Source organism: Nocardioides caricicola, from assembly GCF_039541135.1.
Lineage (GTDB): Bacteria > Actinomycetota > Actinomycetes > Propionibacteriales > Nocardioidaceae > Nocardioides > Nocardioides caricicola.
The window spans coordinates 121,376-138,790 of record NZ_BAABFQ010000010.1; the positions used below are offsets into that span (position 1 = coordinate 121,376).

General features: G+C 72.6%; 15 protein-coding genes and 3 tRNA genes. 9 read left to right on the forward strand and 9 right to left on the reverse strand.

Going from position 1 to position 17,415, the window contains the following annotated elements; translation table 11 throughout:
- Window positions 1–115 precede the first annotated feature (115 nt).
- The 3 genes from ABD875_RS21475 (at window position 116) to ABD875_RS21485 (ending at window position 385) form a co-directional block, all read left to right on the forward strand.
- Window positions 116–188, forward strand: a tRNA-Gly gene (locus ABD875_RS21475).
- Window positions 189–220: 32 nt separating this feature from the next.
- A tRNA-Cys gene (locus tag ABD875_RS21480) sits at window positions 221–291 on the forward strand.
- A gap of 19 nt (window positions 292–310) precedes the next feature.
- Window positions 311–385 (forward strand) — tRNA-Val (locus ABD875_RS21485).
- A gap of 295 nt (window positions 386–680) precedes the next feature.
- Here ABD875_RS21485 and ABD875_RS21490 read toward each other — a convergent pair.
- From ABD875_RS21490 to ABD875_RS21510, 5 genes are all read right to left on the reverse strand, one after another.
- Window positions 681–1,424 carry a hypothetical protein gene (locus tag ABD875_RS21490; protein ID WP_345182160.1) on the reverse strand — a complete coding sequence of 248 codons (744 nt, stop codon included), beginning with the start codon at window positions 1,422–1,424 and terminating at the stop codon, window positions 681–683.
- 221 nt (window positions 1,425–1,645) lie between these two features.
- A complete protein-coding gene (locus ABD875_RS21495) occupies window positions 1,646–2,230 on the reverse strand; it encodes a hypothetical protein (protein WP_345182162.1) in 585 nt (194 codons plus the stop codon).
- Between the two features lie 113 nt (window positions 2,231–2,343).
- Window positions 2,344–3,018, reverse strand: coding sequence for a response regulator (locus tag ABD875_RS21500; RefSeq protein ID WP_345182164.1), 675 nt, complete (start codon window positions 3,016–3,018; stop codon window positions 2,344–2,346).
- A gap of 72 nt (window positions 3,019–3,090) precedes the next feature.
- The gene (locus tag ABD875_RS21505) at window positions 3,091–3,963 is read right to left on the reverse strand and encodes a universal stress protein (RefSeq protein ID WP_345182166.1); all 873 of its coding nucleotides are present in this window, start codon (window positions 3,961–3,963) and stop codon (window positions 3,091–3,093) included.
- Complete coding sequence (locus tag ABD875_RS21510; RefSeq protein ID WP_345182168.1) at window positions 3,960–4,826, reverse strand: universal stress protein; 867 nt, start codon at window positions 4,824–4,826, stop codon at window positions 3,960–3,962. Before ABD875_RS21510 ends, ABD875_RS21505 begins: the two co-directional genes overlap by 4 nt.
- 141 nt (window positions 4,827–4,967) lie before the next feature.
- Between ABD875_RS21510 and ABD875_RS21515 the strand changes: the two genes are divergently transcribed.
- Window positions 4,968–5,366 carry a pyridoxamine 5'-phosphate oxidase family protein gene (locus ABD875_RS21515; RefSeq protein ID WP_345182170.1) on the forward strand — a complete coding sequence of 133 codons (399 nt, stop codon included), beginning with the start codon at window positions 4,968–4,970 and terminating at the stop codon, window positions 5,364–5,366.
- Window positions 5,367–5,391: 25 nt separating this feature from the next.
- Window positions 5,392–5,982, forward strand: a complete 591-nt coding sequence (locus tag ABD875_RS21520) for a CBS domain-containing protein (protein ID WP_345182172.1) — start codon at window positions 5,392–5,394, stop codon at window positions 5,980–5,982.
- On the opposite strand, the gene mmuM is transcribed toward ABD875_RS21520, so the two are convergent.
- On the reverse strand, window positions 5,923–6,846 hold the full coding sequence (gene mmuM / locus ABD875_RS21525) for a homocysteine S-methyltransferase (RefSeq protein ID WP_345182174.1): 924 nt from the start codon (window positions 6,844–6,846) through the stop codon (window positions 5,923–5,925). The two genes, ABD875_RS21520 and mmuM, sit on opposite strands and share 60 nt — an antisense overlap.
- 71 nt (window positions 6,847–6,917) lie before the next feature.
- Here mmuM and ppdK point away from each other — a divergent pair, with 71 nt between their 5' ends.
- The gene (ppdK, locus tag ABD875_RS21530; RefSeq protein ID WP_345182176.1) at window positions 6,918–9,563 is read left to right on the forward strand and encodes a pyruvate, phosphate dikinase; all 2,646 of its coding nucleotides are present in this window, start codon (window positions 6,918–6,920) and stop codon (window positions 9,561–9,563) included.
- Window positions 9,564–9,908: 345 nt separating this feature from the next.
- On the opposite strand, the gene ABD875_RS21535 is transcribed toward ppdK, so the two are convergent.
- The 3 genes from ABD875_RS21535 to ABD875_RS21545 form a co-directional block, all read right to left on the reverse strand.
- Window positions 9,909–11,879: an ATP-binding protein gene (locus tag ABD875_RS21535; protein WP_345182178.1), complete on the reverse strand. Its 1,971-nt coding sequence runs from the start codon at window positions 11,877–11,879 to the stop codon at window positions 9,909–9,911.
- Window positions 11,880–12,000: 121 nt separating this feature from the next.
- Window positions 12,001–13,104 carry a potassium channel family protein gene (locus ABD875_RS21540; RefSeq protein WP_345182181.1) on the reverse strand — a complete coding sequence of 368 codons (1,104 nt, stop codon included), beginning with the start codon at window positions 13,102–13,104 and terminating at the stop codon, window positions 12,001–12,003.
- A gap of 9 nt (window positions 13,105–13,113) precedes the next feature.
- Window positions 13,114–14,097 carry a YihY/virulence factor BrkB family protein gene (locus ABD875_RS21545; protein ID WP_345182183.1) on the reverse strand — a complete coding sequence of 328 codons (984 nt, stop codon included), beginning with the start codon at window positions 14,095–14,097 and terminating at the stop codon, window positions 13,114–13,116.
- A 17-nt stretch (window positions 14,098–14,114) separates the two neighbouring features.
- Here ABD875_RS21545 and ABD875_RS21550 point away from each other — a divergent pair, with 17 nt between their 5' ends.
- Genes ABD875_RS21550 through ABD875_RS21560 form a run of 3 tightly spaced genes read left to right on the forward strand, consistent with a single transcriptional unit; the run spans window position 14,115 to window position 17,412 of the window.
- Window positions 14,115–15,767: an acyl-CoA dehydrogenase family protein gene (locus ABD875_RS21550; protein ID WP_345182185.1), complete on the forward strand. Its 1,653-nt coding sequence runs from the start codon at window positions 14,115–14,117 to the stop codon at window positions 15,765–15,767.
- Window positions 15,768–15,786: 19 nt separating this feature from the next.
- Complete coding sequence (locus ABD875_RS21555) at window positions 15,787–16,524, forward strand: class I SAM-dependent methyltransferase (RefSeq protein WP_345182187.1); 738 nt, start codon at window positions 15,787–15,789, stop codon at window positions 16,522–16,524.
- A gap of 42 nt (window positions 16,525–16,566) precedes the next feature.
- Window positions 16,567–17,412, forward strand: coding sequence for a hypothetical protein (locus tag ABD875_RS21560; RefSeq protein WP_345182189.1), 846 nt, complete (start codon window positions 16,567–16,569; stop codon window positions 17,410–17,412).
- The last annotated feature ends 3 nt before the right edge of the window (window positions 17,413–17,415 follow it).

Genomic DNA, 17,415 nt, shown 5'->3' on the forward strand with positions numbered 1-17,415 from the left:
CTAGAAGTGCCTCCAGAAGCCCCGCGACGCGCCCGGAGGGGGGCGATTTTGCATGGTCTGGGGCATCGGCTACTGTTCTCACGCACGCCGACCGGGAGACCGGACGGAGTCGCAAGCGGACGTAGCTCAGTTGGTAGAGCGCAACCTTGCCAAGGTTGAGGTCGCGAGTTCGAGCCTCGTCGTCCGCTCTGAGAGGTCTCTCTCTGGTTTGGCCTCCAATGGTGGGTTGGCCGAGAGGCGAGGCAACGGACTGCAAATCCGTGTACACGGGTTCAAATCCCGTACCCACCTCTCCAACAAATCAAGACCCGGGCGATTGGCGCAGTGGTAGCGCGCTTCCTTGACACGGAAGAGGTCACTGGTTCAAACCCAGTATCGCCCACCAGCACCTCGCAGAAAGTCAGAGCCGCTCTCCCCCGAGAGCGGCTCTTTCGTTTGCCACCACGGTGGCAGCGCGGCTCAGCCGTTGCACGGAAGAGGTCACTGACTCAAACCCAGTACCCCCCCGCACCTCGCAGAAAGTCAGAGCCGCTCTCCCCCGAGAGCGGCTCTTTCGTTTGCCACCACGGTGGCAGCGCGGCTCAGCCGTTGCACGGAAGAGGTCACTGACTCAAACCCAGTACCGCCCGCACCTCACATCATTCAGAGGTGGTTCGCCGGGTGCGGATGCGCCGACTGGCTCAGGACAGGAGATTCCGTACCGTCGCCCGGCTGAAGCCGAGCTTGCGAAGGTGGTAGCGGGCGGGCATGTCCACACTGAACTCGTCGACGGTGTAGTAGCCCTCGGCTCCACGCTGCACGACGCCGACGTCGTCGCGGGCGCCGGCGACGCAGAGGTCTTGCTCGATGCACGAGGACCACGTAGGGAGTCCCAGGTCCCATTCGCCCACGCGCCAGGCTGCGCCGAACCAGATCATGAGCGGCGCTCCGGCCTCTTGCTGATCCGTGGGCCACTGACGGAGGCCGTGCCCGGGCTCGGGGATCCCGGGACCCACTCGACCCTGGGCAGGGTCGAGCCTTGCGGTCGCCGACTCTCCTCCGAAGGTCGCGACGTAGTCCAGGCTTCCGCCGGACCCGGCGGTGACGGTGATCGCGACCCCATCCGCACACACGCCGCCGTAGCGGATGTGCTCGGTGAACCGCAGCGTGTCTCCGGCCCGGTCCTCGAGGCTCCAGACGCCGCCGCAGAGGAGCTCCGGGTACCTGACGTTCGCGCGATACCCGCGGCCCTCGCGAATGATGGTGACCTTTGCCCGATAGCCAGGCGAACCCGCCTGCTCGACACTCCCGACCCACGTCCCGGCGAAACGATCGCTCCGCGCCTCCTCGGCACCTGCTCCACCCGCGAGGTACAACGTGAGTACCGACATCACCAGAGTCATCGCGGCTGCCAGGTGTCGCACTCGAGTGTGCTGAGTGCTCATGCATCCTCCGGGGGTCGCGTGGTCCGCCAGACACTAGGTGGGAGCCGAGGTAGCTGCTACCGAGACCGTGCGTTCGTCTAGACCGCAGGATCCGGCAGACGCACGATGCCTAACGCGCGCGCACCAAGAGCCGCACGCGTCGCGTGCGGCTCTTGTGGGTGGAGGTGGCGGCGGTGCGCCGTGCGCTCCGAGCCGGCGCACCGCCCGTCGGGGGCCTGCGGCTACCGCAGGGCTGGCCAGTGCTGCACGAACGAGGTCTTCGCCCAGGCCCGACCGGCACCCCAGGTGTCACCGGCGTAGGTGAGCGCCAGGACCACCATGGTGATCGCGCCGAGTACGTGCTCGTCGAGGACGGGGTTGTTCTCCGGTGGCAGGTAGACCGACCACATCAGCATGTAGAGCAGCGCGCCGGCAGCTCCGGCGATGCGCATCCCGATGCCGAACGTGAGGGCGGTGCCGATGCCGAGCAGACCGAGCATGAACAGCCAGTCCGCCCACCAGTCACCGGCGATCGAGTTGTAGAAGTCCTCGAACGGGCCCTTGGTGCCGTACGTCAGGAACCCCTCGGTCGGGCTACCGCCGTTGATCCAGGCGGCGTCGCCGAAGCGGTCCAGGTTGCCCTCCGCGTCGTAACCGGTGTGGTAGCCGAGCGCGAGGAGCTTGTCGAAGAAGGCCCATAGGAACGTGAGGCCGAAGGCGATCCGGAGCGCGGCGAGCGCTCGTGCTGCGGATACGGAGAGGCTCCGGGCGGCCGTGGTGGCCGGCGGGGTCGTGGTCGTCGCGTGCGTGCCGTGTGTGGTGCTCATGGTCGTCTCCTCCCGTTCGTGGCACGGTTGCTCGTCCACGTCCCAGTGGACTCCTCACAGCTCGCCACGAGCAGGGCCGGACCGCCCGATCGGCAGGGGTCGTTCGACCCGGGTCACTCCCACTTCTCGGCGTGCTGCCGGGTCGCGATGATCGCGGCCTGGGTGCGGCTCTCCACGCCGAGCTTCGCGAGCAGGGCGGAGACGTAGTTCTTGACCGTCTTCTCGGCGAGGCCGAGCCGGTGGGCGACCTGGCGGTTCGTGAGACCTTCGCCGATGAGGTCGAGCACCTGCTGCTCCTTCACCGTCAGGTGGTCTGCCGCCGGCTCCTCGGGCGGTCCCTGGCGCAGCCGATCCAGCACCTGCGCCGTCACCGCAGGGTCCAGCGTGGACTGGCCCGCCGCGACCCGGCGCACGGCGTCGAGGAAGTCCGCGCCCGTGACCTGCTTGAGCAGGTAGCCGGAGGCACCGGCCATGATCGCGGCGAAGAGCGCGTCGTCGTACGACGTGAGGATCAGGACGGCGATACCCGGGTCGTCCGAGCGGACCTGGCGGCAGACCTCGATGCCGGAGCCGTCCGGCAGCCGGCCGTCGAGGATCGCGACGTCCGGCCGGAGCAGCGGGATGCACTGCGCGGCCTCGTGCGCCAGCCCGGACTCCCCGACGACCTCGATGTCGCCGGCGGACTCGAGCAGCTCGCGGATGCCGCGTCGCACCAGCTCGTGGTCGTCGAGCAGATAGACCCTGATCGGCCTCTGCTCGTCTCCACCCTGCGCGACGGGTCCCGTCATGGGTACACCGTAGGACCGCTCGGCCCGCTCGGCCTCGGTCGTTGGCCCCGCAGGCATCGGGACCTTCGTCCCTCAGTCGCGGTCGACGACCAGCACCGGGCACTCGGCGTACCGGAGGACGGTCCTCGTCGTGGCGCCGAGGTGCGGCGCGAGGCCGCGCTCGTGCCTGCGGTTGAGCACCACGACCGCGGCTCGCCGGGTCGCCCCCGCGAGGGCGTCGACCGGGCGCCGCCACTGGACGTCGCGCGTCACCGGGACGGGCCCGCCGGCCACCTCGGCGAGCGCCTTGTCGAGCTCTCGCTCGGCCTCGCGGATCCACTGGGCGCGCGTGTCGTTGCCGAACGCGAGGTCCTGCCACGGCTCCGCGAGCCAGGTCGCGTGGAGGACCTCGAGGGGCAGGTGGGCGAGCTCGGCGTACGCGAGCGCCTCCCGCACCTGGCCGAGCGGGTCGGTCGAGGAGTCGACCCCGACGACGACCGGGCGCTCGAGCACGGGATGAGGCACCCAGCTCTGGGGTACGACGGCGACCGGCACGTGCGCGTGCGCCGCGACCCGGGTCGAGACCGACATGGTGAGCAGCCGTTCGACGGTCCCGACGTCGCGCCGTTCGAGCACGACGAGGTCACCGACCGCGGCCCGGTCGACGATGCTCGAGACCACCGGGCCGGACCGGATCTCCGTGGCGACCGGCACCTCGTCCTCGACGAGGTCACGCAGCCGCTCCGCCGCGGCGGTGAGCGCGCGCCGGCCGGACTCGGTCAGCGACGAGTCGAGTGCCTGCAGGTGCTCGAGACCGTCGCCACCGGTCACCCGGGTGCGTACGACGTGCAGGAGCTCGATGCCGGTCCCCCGGCGGGTCGCCTCCTCGGCAGCGAACGTGAGCGCGCCACCGTGGACGCCCTCCGGGCCGACGGCGACCAGGACGCGGTTCTCGGTGCCGGTCATGCTGACCACCCCCGCTCGGCGGTCGCGACGACGCGGACCGGGCTGTGGGCGGCGCGCAGCACGGCGCGGGCCGTCGTACCGAGGTGCGTGGCCGCCGGCACACCGCGGCCGCGGCGGCCGACGACCACCAGGTCGGCGTCCCGGGAGGCGGCGACGACGGCGTCGCTCGCCGGTTCGGGCACGACGCGGACGTCGACCTTGACGTCGGGGAACCGGGCCCGCCAGTCGCGCAGCACCGCCTCGATCCCGAGCGTCGCCGCCCGGCTGTCGGACTTCGTTGCGTGCAGCACGACCAACGTCGCCGCGCGCTGCGCGGCAAGCCCGAACGCGTCGGCGAGGAGCGTGGCGGCGCGGTCCGCGACCTTCACGGCCACCACCACGACGTGGTCGGCATCCGGTGGCCGGGGGCTCCAGTCCGCGGGCACCTCGACGACCGGCACGGCGGCACGAGCCGCGACTCCCGTCGCGGTGTCACCGCGCAGCAGCCGCTCGAGCAGCGGTCGCCCGTCCCGTCCGACGACCAGCACACGGGCGCCCTCCGCGCCGTGCGCCAGCTCCACCGGCCGCGTGCCGTGGTGCAGCCACCCCTCGACGGCCAGGTCGGGGTCGAGTGCGCGCACGGTCTCCGCCGCGTCCCGCAGGAACTGGTGACCGAGGTCGTCGAGCTCCTGGGGGGTCACCGGCACCAGCGCGGGTGTGGGCAGGTGGTCGGGGACCACGTGCACCAGCTTGAGGGCGGCCCCGGTGGACCGCGCCTCGGCGACGGCGTAGCGCAGCGCTCCGCGGTTGGCCTCGGAGCCGTCCACGCCGACGACCACGACGTTGCCCGGGGTGGCGGGCAGGATGGGCAGGCTGTTGGTCATCACTACCTCCTCGTCTCCATGCTCGGTCCGCGCAGGACCGGCGAGCAGGGGCCCCGGGCCCGCGCTCGGCGGGACCTTCGTCACCCGTCGTCGGGACCGTTCGGTCTGGGCCGAACGCACGTCACGGATGACGCTGGCCACATGAGCACGACCAACGTCGCCAACCTGCTGGCCTACGACTGCTGGCACCTGCTCGAAGGCGCCTACCTCGCCCGGGTGGCGTGGCAGGGCGCCGACGGGATCCGGCTGGTGCCGGTGAACTACGACGTCGCCGACGGCGCGGTGTGGTTCCGCATCGACCGCGACTCCGCCCTCGCCCGCGAGGCTCGGGACCAGTCGGTCGTCGTCGAGATCGACGACGTCGACGACGAGAGCGGGACCGCGTGGAGCGTGGTGGTCGTCGGGAAGGTCGAGATGTTCGACGCCGCCGACGCCCCCGACACGCTCGGCGAGCTGCGCGTGTGGGCCGACGGGCCGCACACCACCTATGTCCGGATCGAGCCGGTCGAGCTGACCGGTCGCCGGCTCTGGAAGCCCTGACCATCCCGATCCGAGGAGGCACCCCATGCTGGTCCGAGACCTGATGACCCCTGGTCCCGCCACCGTGCGCCCGAGCGCGCACCTCAAGGAGGCACTGACCACGCTCGCCCGGCTGGGCATCACCTCGCTCCCGGTCGTCGACGACCACGGGCGGGTGTGCGGCATCGTCAGTGAGGCCGACCTGATCCGGGAGGCGGTCGCCCGCGACCCCCGCGCTCCGGAGCACCCGGTGACCGTCGAGCCGCTCTTCCAGCCCCGGACCGTCGAGGACGTCTACACCCGCGTGGCCGCCTCGGTGCGCGTCGACGACGACGTCGCCGACGCCGTCGAGACCATGGTCGCGATCTCCGCGAAGAGCCTCCCGGTGCTCGACGAGCACGGCCGGCTCGTCGGCATCCTCAGCCGCAGCGACGTCGTCCGCGCCCTGGCTCGGGCCGACGAGGCGATCGCGGCCGACATCGACCAGCTGCTCGCGTCGCTCGGTCGCGCCGACTGGCTGGTCGAGGTCGACGAGGGCGTCGCGGAGATCAGCGGGCCTGACGGCCCCGCCGAGCGCTCACTCGCGTACGTCGCCGCCCGGACCGTCGCCGGCGTCGTCGAGGTGCGGGTCGACTGACACCCGGGCGGCCAGGGCTGCGACGTCCTCGGGACCGGTGCCGCAGCAGCCGCCGACCAGCCGCGCCCCGGCGGCGACCCAGCCCTCGACCAGGTCGAGGTCGACCGGGTCGCCGTACGCCCACGCCTTGGTCTCGGGATCCCAGCTGCCACCCCGGTTCGGGTAGGCGACCGCGGGCAGGCCGGTGGCGGCGACGGCCGCGGTCACCGCGCCGAGCACGTCGTCCTGCTCCGAGCAGTTGACCCCGGCGGCGACCACGGCCCGGCAGCCGGAGAGGACGGCGTAGGCGTCGGTGAGCGGCTGACCGGCGCACGTGGCGTCGCCGCGGACCGAGTAGCTGAACCAGGCGGGCACGCCGAGCTCGTCGAGCAGCGCGACGAGCACCTCGGCCTCGGCGGCGTCGGGGATCGTCTCCACTGCGAGCAGGTCGGGGCCGGCGGCGGCGAGCAGCTCCAGCCGGGGAGCGTGGAAGTCACGCAGCCGAGCGGCCGGTACGCCGTACTGCCCGCGGTACTCCGAACCGTCAGCCAGGAACGCGCCGTACGGCCCGACGGAGGCGGCCACCAGCAGGTCCGGGTCGTCGAACGAGTCGCGGACCTCGCGGGCGATCGTCACGCTGAGCGGGATCAACCGGGCGGCGTCGTCGCCGAGGCCCTCGACGCTCGCCTGGTAGCTCGCGGTCGTGGCGACCTGCGCCCCGGCCCGAAAGTAGGAGCGGTGGGCGGCGGCGATCCGCTGCGGCTCCTCCCCCAGCAGCCGCGCGGTCCACAGCGCCCCGGACAGGTCGGCGCCCTGCTGCTCGAGCACGGTCGAGAGCCCCCCGTCGAGGACGAGCGGACGGGTCAGGGCGGCGAGGTCGGGCACAGGGCCATCTTCTCCCGCACCCGGGACGAACGACCCTCGCCGTCCGCCCGAGGCCCGGAACACCCTGAGGCATGGCCTCCTACGTATGGGACTTCACCCACGGCACCAAGGACCAGAAGGACCTACTCGGCGGGAAGGGGGCCAACCTCGCCGAGATGACCAGGCTCGGGCTCCCGGTGCCACCCGGCTTCACCGTGACCACCGAGGCCTGCCGCGCCTTCCTCGCCGACGGCCGCGAGCCCGACGGGCTGGAGGAGGAGATCGACGAGCACCTCTGCGCGCTCGAGGCCCGGATCGGGCGCCGCCTCGGCGACGTGGCCGACCCGCTGCTGCTGTCGGTGCGCTCGGGGGCCAAGTTCTCGATGCCGGGGATGATGGAGACGGTCCTCGACATCGGCCTCAACGACCAGACGGTCGTCGGCCTGGCCACCCAGAGCGGCGACGAGCGGTTCGCGGCGGACTCCTACCGACGGCTGCTGCAGATGTTCGGCACCACCGTGCTCGGCATCGACGGCGCGGCGTTCTCCGACCGGATGGACGCCGCGGCCGACCTGGACGCCGACCGGCTGCGCGAGGTCGTCGCCGACTTCAAGGCGATCATCCGCGAACGGACCGGCAGCGAGTTCCCGCAGGATCCTCGCGAGCAGCTGCGGCAGGCGATCCGCGCGGTCTTCGCCTCGTGGAACACCCCGCGGGCGGTGCTCTACCGCCGCCACGAGCGGATCCCGGAGGACCTCGGCACCGCCGTCAACGTGCAGGTGATGGTCTTCGGCAACCGTGGCCCGACGTCCGGGTCGGGCGTCTGCTTCACTCGCGACCCCGCCACCGGGGAGCCCGGCGTGTACGGCGACTACCTGCAGAACGCGCAGGGTGAGGACGTCGTGGCGGGCATCCGCAACACCGTGTCGCTGGCCGACCTGGCCGACCTGGACCGCGCGTCGTACGACGAGCTGCTCCTGGCCATGTCGGTGCTCGAGCACCACTACGCCGACATGTGCGACATCGAGTTCACGATCGAGGACGGCACGCTCTGGATGCTGCAGACCCGCGTCGGCAAGCGCACCCCCGCCGCCGCGGTGCAGATCGCGGCCGACCTGGTGGCCGAGGAGCAGATCGACCCGGACGAGGCGCTGCGACGCGTGACCGGCACGCAGCTCGCCGCGCTGATGTTCCCCCAGTTCGCCCCGGACCTCACCCGCCGGGCGGTGGCGACCGGGCTGAACGCCTCGCCCGGCGCCGCCGTCGGCCGTGTGGTCCTCGACTCCGCTACGGCGGTGGAGTGGGCCGAGCGCGGGGAGGCGGTGATTCTGGTCCGCAAGGAGACGACGCCCGAGGACCTGGCCGGGATGATGGCGGCCCGGGGCATCCTGACCGCGCGCGGCGGGAAGACGTCCCACGCGGCCGTGGTCGCCCGCGGGATGGGTCGCACCTGCGTCTGCGGCGCCGAGTCGGTGACCATCGACCTCCCCGGCCGCCGGCTCCGGCTCGCGGACGGGTCGGAGGTCGCGGAGGGCGACGTCATCTCGATCGACGGCACCACCGGCGAGGTGTTCCTGGGCGAGGTGCCGGTCAGCGAGCCGGCCCTGGTCCGCCGCCTGGAGGGCGAGGTCGTCGACGACCGGCTCGCCGACGCGGCCCTCGGGCTGCTCGACCGGGCCGACCTCGTACGCCGGCTCGAGGTGCGCGCGAACGCCGACACCCCCGACGACGCCCGCCGGGCGCGCCGCCTGGGTGCCGGCGGCATCGGGCTGTGTCGGACCGAGCACATGTTCCTCGGGGAGCGGAGGGGGCTGGTCGAGCGGCTGATCGTGGCCGAGGACGACGCCGAACGCGAGATCGCGCTCGCCCGCCTCGAGCCCCTGCAGCGGCAGGACTTCGCCGAGATCCTGGAGGCCATGGACGGCCTGCCGGTGACCATCCGGCTCATCGACCCGCCCCTGCACGAGTTCCTGCCGGACCTCACCGACCTCGCGGTCCGGGTCGCGCTCGAGGACGAGCGGCACGAGGAGGACGAGCACGACCACGAGCTGCTCGCGGCCGTGCGCCGGCTGCACGAGCAGAACCCGATGCTCGGACTGCGGGGCGTCCGGCTGGGCATCGTCGTCCCGGGGCTGTTCGACATGCAGGCGACCGCGATCGCGGAGGCCACCGCGGACCGGATCGAGGCGGGCGGCGACCCGCGACCGGAGGTGATGGTCCCGCTGGTCGCCAGCGCCGGCGAGCTCGCGCTCGTGCGGACCCAGCTGGAGCAGGCCGTCGCCGCGGTCGCGACCCGCCGGGGCCTCGACCTCGCGATACCGATCGGCACGATGATCGAGCTGCCACGGGCGGCGGTCACGGCCGACCGCATCGCCGGCGTCGCCGACTTCTTCTCGTTCGGCACCAACGACCTGACCCAGACCACCTGGGGGTTCTCGCGCGACGACGTCGAGGCGGAGTTCTTCACGGCGTACCGCGACCGCGGGATCCTCCCGGTCTCGCCGTTCGAGTCGATCGACGTCGACGGCGTCGGGTCGCTGGTACAGCAGGCCGTCCGCCTCGGCCGGGGCGTCCGGCCGGACCTGCACCTCGGCGTGTGCGGCGAGCACGGCGGCGACCCGGACTCGATCCACTTCTTCGACCGGATCGGCCTCGACTACGTGTCCTGCTCGCCGTACCGGGTCCCGGTCGCGCGCTGGGAGGCCGCCCGGGCGCGGCTGGCCGTGCGATCGGTGTAGGAGAGACGAGGACAGGGAGGGCCCGAGGGCAGCGACGACCTCGGGCCACCTCCCCGTCAACGTTGCGCTTCCCCGGGTTTCCGTGGTCCCGGAGAAGAACCTCGCCGGGTTCTCAGGCGCCCGACGTGGTCTACAACGAGGGTAAGCACGCGACGGCCGGATCGGGTCGGCTTGCAAGAAACTGGAGGAAGCGCACTAAATCGGCACCGGGTTGGCGCCCGGCGGCCGCACCAGCGCCCCGGCCCCCGTGGACGGGGCGGACGCGGCCGCTCGGGCCGAGCCAGGATGCGCGCACCCGCACCCGCCCGGGCTCACCCCTTCGGATGAAGCCACCCTGCCGGCGGCCTACGCGCCGAGCTGGGCGGCCGCGGCGTCGTAGGCCGGGAGCGTGAACTCGAACAGCGATCCCCGGCCCGTGGGGTTGGCGCGGGCGACGATCGTGCCGTCGTGGCGGGTGATGATCCGGCGCACGATCGACAGCCCGAGCCCGCTGCCCTCGTAGTCGCGGTAGTGCGCGCGGTGGAACTCCTCGAAGACCCGCTCGCGCTCCGCGACCGGGATCCCGATGCCGTTGTCGACGACCTGGACGGTCACCAGGCGGGAGCCGGACCGGCGCCCGCGCACCGAGATCTCGGGCTCGACCCCGGGAGCGACGTACTTGAGCGCGTTGCCGATGAGGTTGTCGACGGCCTGCCGGATCAGCACCGGGTCGGCGAGGACCGGCGGGACGGGCTCGCAGACGACCCGGTCCTCGGCATGGCGGGCGGCGGCGATCTCCGCGACGAGCGCGCCGATGTCGACCGGGCAGAGGTCGAGGTCGCGCGAGCCGCTCGTGGCGTGGGCGAGCAGGTCGCGGATCAGCTCGCGCATCCGCCCCGACGACGACCGCACCCGCGCGACGAACTCGCGCGCGGTCTGCGGGTCCAGGTCACCGCCGTCGAGCTCGTCGGCGATCATCTCCGTCCACCCGTCGATCGCCGCCAGCGGGTTGCGCAGGTCGTGCGCGACGACACCGGCGAACGACGCGAGCTCCTGGCGGTGGGCGTGCTCCTCGGTCACGTCGCGGAAGATCATCAACGCCCGGCTCCGGTTCCGGATCTCGTCGCGCGGGAGCGGGATCCCGGAGATGCTCAGCACCCGCTCCGGCTGGCCGTCGATGCGGAGGACCACCTCGGCGCCGTGGACCGTCTCGCCGCGCAGCGCCCGCGCGGTCGGTCGCTGGGAGTCGTCGAGCTCCGCGCCGTCGATCGACCAGCTGCTCAGGGCGAACCGCGAGTCGGACGTCAGCGGACCGGTGCCGTCGCCCAGGAGCGCGCTCGCCGCGCCGTTCTGGATCAGCAGCTCCCCGGTCTGGTCGACCACGATCAGGCCCTCCGTGATCGACCCGATCACGGCGTCGCGGACGCTGGCCTCGTACAGCGCCTCCTCCTGGCTGCGGCGCAGCTCGGCCGACAGCGCCTGCCGCTCGTCGCGGCCGGTGGCGAGGATCATCCCGGTGACGGAGATCGCGGCGACGAAGAACTGGGCGACCAGGTAGCCGAGGTCCGTGCGCTCGACGGCCGCGAACGGACCGATCCCGTTCACGGTGAGACCCAGCGTCGCGAAGCCGACGAGGAGCGAGTGCAACGAGCTGAGCAGCGTCGAGAACCGCAGCGCGAACCAGACGGTCGCGGCCAGCAGCACGAACGCCAGCGGCTCGTCCACGAGGACGAACGCGAGCCCGTACATCACGACGGTGAACGCGGTCGCGGCCACCAGCTCGACCGGGCCCGCCTCGCCGAGCAGCCGCCGGCGAGGGCGCGGCGACGTCAGCCGCTGCCCGAGCAGCAGGCCGGCGGTGACCATCACGAGCGCGCTGCAGAGGTTGCGGCCGAACCAGAGGATCCCCTCGGCGGTCTGCTCCCCTCCCTCGATCGCGGCGACGCCGACCGCCGCGACCAGCGCGCCCAGGCCGAGCGCCACGACCAGCGCGGCACAGTACGGCGCGAGCACCCGCGGCCGGTCGAGTGGGCGGGTGCCACCGCAGCCCCAGAGCGACGGGCACCAGCGCCGCAGCAGCACGACCGCGAGCACCGACTGCCCGACGTTGGTGGCGGTGATGAGCGCGGCCACCCCGGGATCGGCGCCCGTGACGCTGTTGGCGACGTACGCCACCGTCGTCAGCAGTGCCGTGTCGAGCCCGGCGAGGCCCGGCTGCCGCAGCAGCAGCCAGAGGATCGCGATCCCGCCGGCCGGGCGCACCACCGAGTCGAAGCCGGCGCCGGGGGCCTCGCGGCTCAGGAGGGCGAACGCCAGGTACGCGACGGCGAATCCCACCGTCGCGACTGGATGCAGCCGCCCACCCGTCCGGTCTCCCGGCATCCCCAACTCCTTCAGGCCCCCGCCCGATGGGAAGCAGGCTAGTGCCCGAGCGCCCTGCAGCCCCGCAACCGGGCCGCTACGCGTCGTCGGTGGAAAGCTGCTCGTCGTGGGTGCCCGGGCGCGGCGCCCAGGGCAGCTCCTTGGCGGGGCGTACGACGATCAGCCGGTCGCCGCGCGCGAGCTGGGTGACCACCGGGTCGAAGTAGCGGTACACCTTCTCGTCGCGCACCACCGCGATCACCTGGTCGGGCAGCGTCTGCGGCTGCTTGCCGACCTCGGTCACCAGCAGGTCGCGCTCGGCCACCTCGAGACCCTCGCCGTACGTGAGGAGGTCCTCCATCACCGAGCCCAGGGTGGGCGACAGCGACGACAGGCCGAGCAGCCGGCCGACAGCATCGGAGGAGGTGATCACGGAGTTCGCGCCGGACTGACGCATCAGCGCGACGTTCTCCTGCTCGCGGACCGCGGCGACGATCCACACGTCGGGGTTGAGCTGGCGCACGGTCAGCGTCGCGAGCACGTTCGTGTCGTCGCGGTCGGTGGTGATGATGACCTGGCGCGCCTCGGCGACGCCGGCGCGCCGGAGCACGTCGCGGCGGGAGGCGTCGCCGCTGACGACCGCGAGGCCGTCGGCGTGGGCGTCCTGCAGCGCGACCGAACCCGGGTCGACCACCACGATCGCCTCGCGGTCCTCGCCGTTGTTGACCAAGGTGTCGACGGCCGCGCGCCCCTTGGTGCCGTAGCCGACGACGACGACGTGAGCGCCCATCTTCTTCCTCCACCGGGAGACCCGGATCATCTCGCGGCCCTGGGAGGCGAGCACCTCCAGGGTGGTCCCGATCAACAGCACCAGGAACGCGATGCGGAGCGGGGTGATGACGAATGCGTTGATCATCCTGGCGTGCGCCTCGACCGGGGCGATGTCGCCGTAGCCGGTCGTGCTCAGGGTGACCGTCGTGTAGTAGATCGAGTCGATCAGGTCGACGCCGTACCCCGGCGGGTCGTTGCCGTCGCGGTAGGCGCTCCGGTCGAGGTACACGATCAGGACGGTGCCGACGAGGATCGCGAGCGCGAGCAGCAGCCGGCGTCCGAGCTCCCACCACGGCGACCGGCCGGGATCGGGGAGAGCGACCTGACCGCGGACGTGACCCAACTTGGCGTCGCTGGATTCCTCGGGCACGGGGCGACCCTAGCCCCCCTCGGGACGCGACCCGATGCGACGCAGCCGTTGCACGAGCTCGAGTCGCGCGAGCACCGTCCGCTGCTGGGGGAAGACCGAGTCGAACGCGGCGTTCACGGCGGCTCCGATCAGCACCGCGATCGAGACCAGGTAGAGCCACAGCAGCACCGCGATCGGGGCCGCGAGCGGTCCGTAGATCGAGCGGGAGTCCGTCGACGTGACGGTGAGGAACCACCGGAGGGCGTAGGAGCCGACGATCCAGCAGAACAGGGAGAACGTGGCGCCCGGGAGGTTGAAGCTCCAGTTCGTCTTCACCGGCACCGACACGTGGTAGAGCGTCGCCAGGAAGCAGATGCAGATGACGACGACGATCGGCCAGTAGAACGCCATCAGGAGGTCGAGCCGCTCCGGCAGCCAGTCCTCGACGAGGCTGGGTCCGGCGACGACCAGCGGGATGGAGACCACGCCGCACACCATCGCGAGGACGTAGAGAGCGAACGACAGGGCCCGGGTCTTGACGATCCCGCGGTGCCCGCCGAGGCCGTGCATGATCGTGATGGTGTCGACGAACACGTTGAGCGCGCGCGAGCCGGACCAGAGCGCGAGGATGAAGCCGACCGAGACGATGTCGAACCGGCCGCCCGCGGGCCCGAGCACGTCGGAGATGGTCGGCGTGATGATCTGGTTGATGGCCTTGTCGGTCAGCGCCCGGCTGGACAGGTCGATCACGGCGCCGCGGACGTTCTCGACCTCGGCGGCCGAGAACTGGTCGGACACGTAGCCGATCCCGCCGGCCATCGCGAAGATCAGGGGCGGCACCGACAGGATCGCGAAGAACGCCGCCTCCGCGGCGAGGCCGGTGACGCGGTACCTCAGGCAGGACCCGACCGTGGTCACCACCAGCCGCCAGACCAGCGCGCGGGCGTTGCGGAGCCAGGCCGCGACCGGGGAGTCGGACTCGCGCGCCCTCTCCACCCCGTCCGCCCCGGCCATGGATCTACCGTAGGCGCATGCGTTCAGACATCCGGGTAGCCACGAACCAGGCGCCGCTCCTGGCAGGTCACAACATCGTCACGGGCGACCGGTCGCTCGTCGAGGCGGTGACCCGGCACGCGTCCGAGGAGGTCGTCGAGGACCTGGCCGCGATCGGCGCCGAGGCCGGAACCGCGGAGGCGCGCGAGCACGGCATGCTCGCCAACGAGAACCACCCCCGTCTCGTCAGCTACGACCGCTACGGCAACCGTGTCGACGAGGTGGAGTTCCACCCGTCCTGGCACTGGCTGATGGGCCGAGCGGTGGGGCACGGGCTCGCCGCGGCACCGTGGGAGCAGCAGGACGACGGCGCGGCCCACGCCCACGTGCGGCGCGCGGCCGGCTTCATGGCCTGGTCGCACACCGAGCCGGGTCACGGCTGCCCGATCTCCATGACGTACGCCGCGGTCCCGGCCCTGCGCGCCGACGACGCGCTGGCCAAGGAGTGGACGCCGCTGCTCGCGTCGACGACGTACGACCCGGGGCTGCGTGTCGCGTCGGGCAAGCTCGGCGCGCTCGCCGGCATGGGCATGACCGAGAAGCAGGGCGGCTCCGACGTCCGCGCCAACGTCACGCAGGCGCGGCCGACCGCGGTGGACGGCGAGTACACCCTGCACGGGCACAAGTGGTTCACGTCGGCGCCGATGAACGACGTGTTCCTGGTGCTGGCGCAGGCCGCCGGCGGGGTCACCTGCTTCGTGGTCCCGCGGGTCCTGCCCGACGGCAGCCGCAACCGGCTGGACGTCGTGCGCCTCAAGGACAAGCTCGGCAACCGGTCGAACGCGTCCTCGGAGCTCGAGCTCGACGGCACCCTGGCGCACCGGCTCGGCGACGAGGGCCGCGGCGTCCGCACGATCATCGAGATGGTCGCCGCGACGCGGCTGGACTGCGTGCTGGGCTCGACGTCGCTGATGCGCCGCGCCGTCAACGAGGCGACCTGGCACACCGCGCACCGCTCGGCCTTCGGGTCGGTGCTCGCCGACAAGCCGCTGATGCAGAACGTGCTGGCCGACCTCGCCGTCGAGGCCGAGGCGGCGACGGCGCTGGCGATCCGGCTCGCGGCGGCCGTCGACGGCCTCGCCGACCCGCACGAGGCGGCGCTGCGCCGGATCGCGCTGCCGCTGGCGAAGTTCTGGGTGTGCAAGCGCACGCCCGGCCACGTGGCCGAGGCGCTGGAGTGCCTCGGTGGCAACGGCTACGTCGAGGAGTCCGGGATGCCCCTGCTGTACCGGGAGGCGCCGCTGAACTCCGTGTGGGAGGGCTCGGGCAACGTCAACGCGCTCGACGTGCTGCGCGCGCTCGGCCGCGAGCCGGAGGTGCTCGACGCCTGGATCACCGAGGTGGGCCGCGCCCGCGGCGGCGACGTACGCCTCGACCGCGCGATCGAGGAGACCCTGGCGCTGATCGGCTCCCTGATGGGCGACCCCACCTCGCTCGAGGTCAACGCGCGGCGGCTGGCCGGCCGGATGGCCGCGTGCCTCCAGGGCTCGCTGCTCGTCCGCTTCGGCCCGCCCGAGGTGGCCGACGTGTTCTGTGCGTCGCGGCTCGGGACGTCGTACGACGGCGTGTACGGCGCCCTCGACGGCGGCGACCTGCGCGCGATCGTGGACCGCGCCACTCCCGTCGTCTGATCGGCCCTAGGGTCGCTCCATGACCAGCATCCGCGAGTGGGACGCCTCGTCGTACGACTCCCTGCCGCTCCCCCACGTCGCCTGGGGCCAGCGGGTCCTGGACCGGATGGGCCTCACCGGCGACGAGCTCGTGCTCGACGCCGGGTGTGGCACCGGTCGGGACGCGGCGGCGCTGCTCGAGCGGTGGCCGGGCGTGCGGATGGTCGGGATCGACGGCTCGCAGCAGATGCTCGACCAGGCCCGCGAGCGCCTCGGCGACCGCGCGACGCTGATCCGGGCCGACCTGCTGGAGCCGCTGCCGGTGCCCGAGCCCGTCGACGCGGTCATGAGCGTGGCGGCGTTCCACTGGATCCAGGACCACACCCTGCTCTTCACGCGGCTGCGCGCCTCGATGAGGACCGGGGCGACCCTCAGCACCGACTGCGGCGGCCGCGGCAACGTCGCGATCGTCAACGACGCTCTCGCACGGGTCACCGGCGACGAGCACGACGGCTGGGAGTTCGCCGGCGAGGACGACACCCGGGCGAAGCTGGAGGCGACCGGCTTCGAGGTGCGCTCGGTCCTCCTGCGACCCGACCCGTTCCGGATCGAGGATCCCGCCGTCCTCGAGCGCTACCTCGCGACCGTCATGCTCGGCTCCAAGCTCGACGCGATGCCCGAGGCCGACCGCGCCGGCTTCGTCACGGAGGTCCGGCTCGCGATGGCCGAGCCGGTCGTCGACTACGTGCGGCTGGAGATCGACGCCGTCGCGCGCTGAAACGACTCCGGCGACGGCGCTCGCGCCCTAGCCTGTCGACCCATGTCCCTCTCCCGGGCCCGCGTCGCGGGCATCGCCGTCGCCAGCCTCGCCCTCGTCGCCTCCGGCGCTGCCGCCGTCGCCGGCACCCGTGACGCCGAGTCCACCGTCACCGCCTGCGCCAAGGTGCGCACCGGCGCGCTGCGCCTCGAGACCGCGCAGAAGCCCTGCGTGACGACGGGTCCGGCCGCGAGGCGGGAACGCCGGGTGACGTGGGGCGAGACCGGTCCGCAGGGCCTGCCCGGCGCCGACGGCGCCGACGGCGCGGCTGGAGCTCCGGGTCCGGCAGGCGCCCCGGGCGCCCCGGGTGCACCGGGTGCACCGGGTTCGCCCGGACCCGCGGGACCGACCGGTCCGGCAGGAACCTCCGGGCTCCTCGCGACGAGCGGGGACGCACCGGTGACCCTCTTCGACGGCGACGCCGGGCCGTCGCAGCGAGTACGTGCGGCGATGCCGCTGTCGGGTCGGGGCGCGATCGCCGCGGCCTCGCTCCCGTTGGCCGACCCCGCCGAGCTCGCGACCGTCACGCAGGTCATGCCGTCGGCCATGACGATCACGTCGATGAACGCCACCTTCCACCTCACGTCAGCGCCCACCGCGCCCATGACGTTCACCATCGGCGTGTACACGGAGAACACCGTCGGCGGCCTGGCCCTGGGATCCTCGACCGTCTGCCAGATCGGCCTCACGACCGACGACCAGGCCGGAGACAGGCGGACCTGCCAGGCCGATCTCCGCGTCGAGCTCACCCGGGGCCAGCGCGCTGTCCTCCTGGTCACCGGCTACCGGCAGATCGAGGGCGACGCCACGGTCACTGGGGTCGTGTCGGTGGGTCTCGGCGTCTCCTGAGGA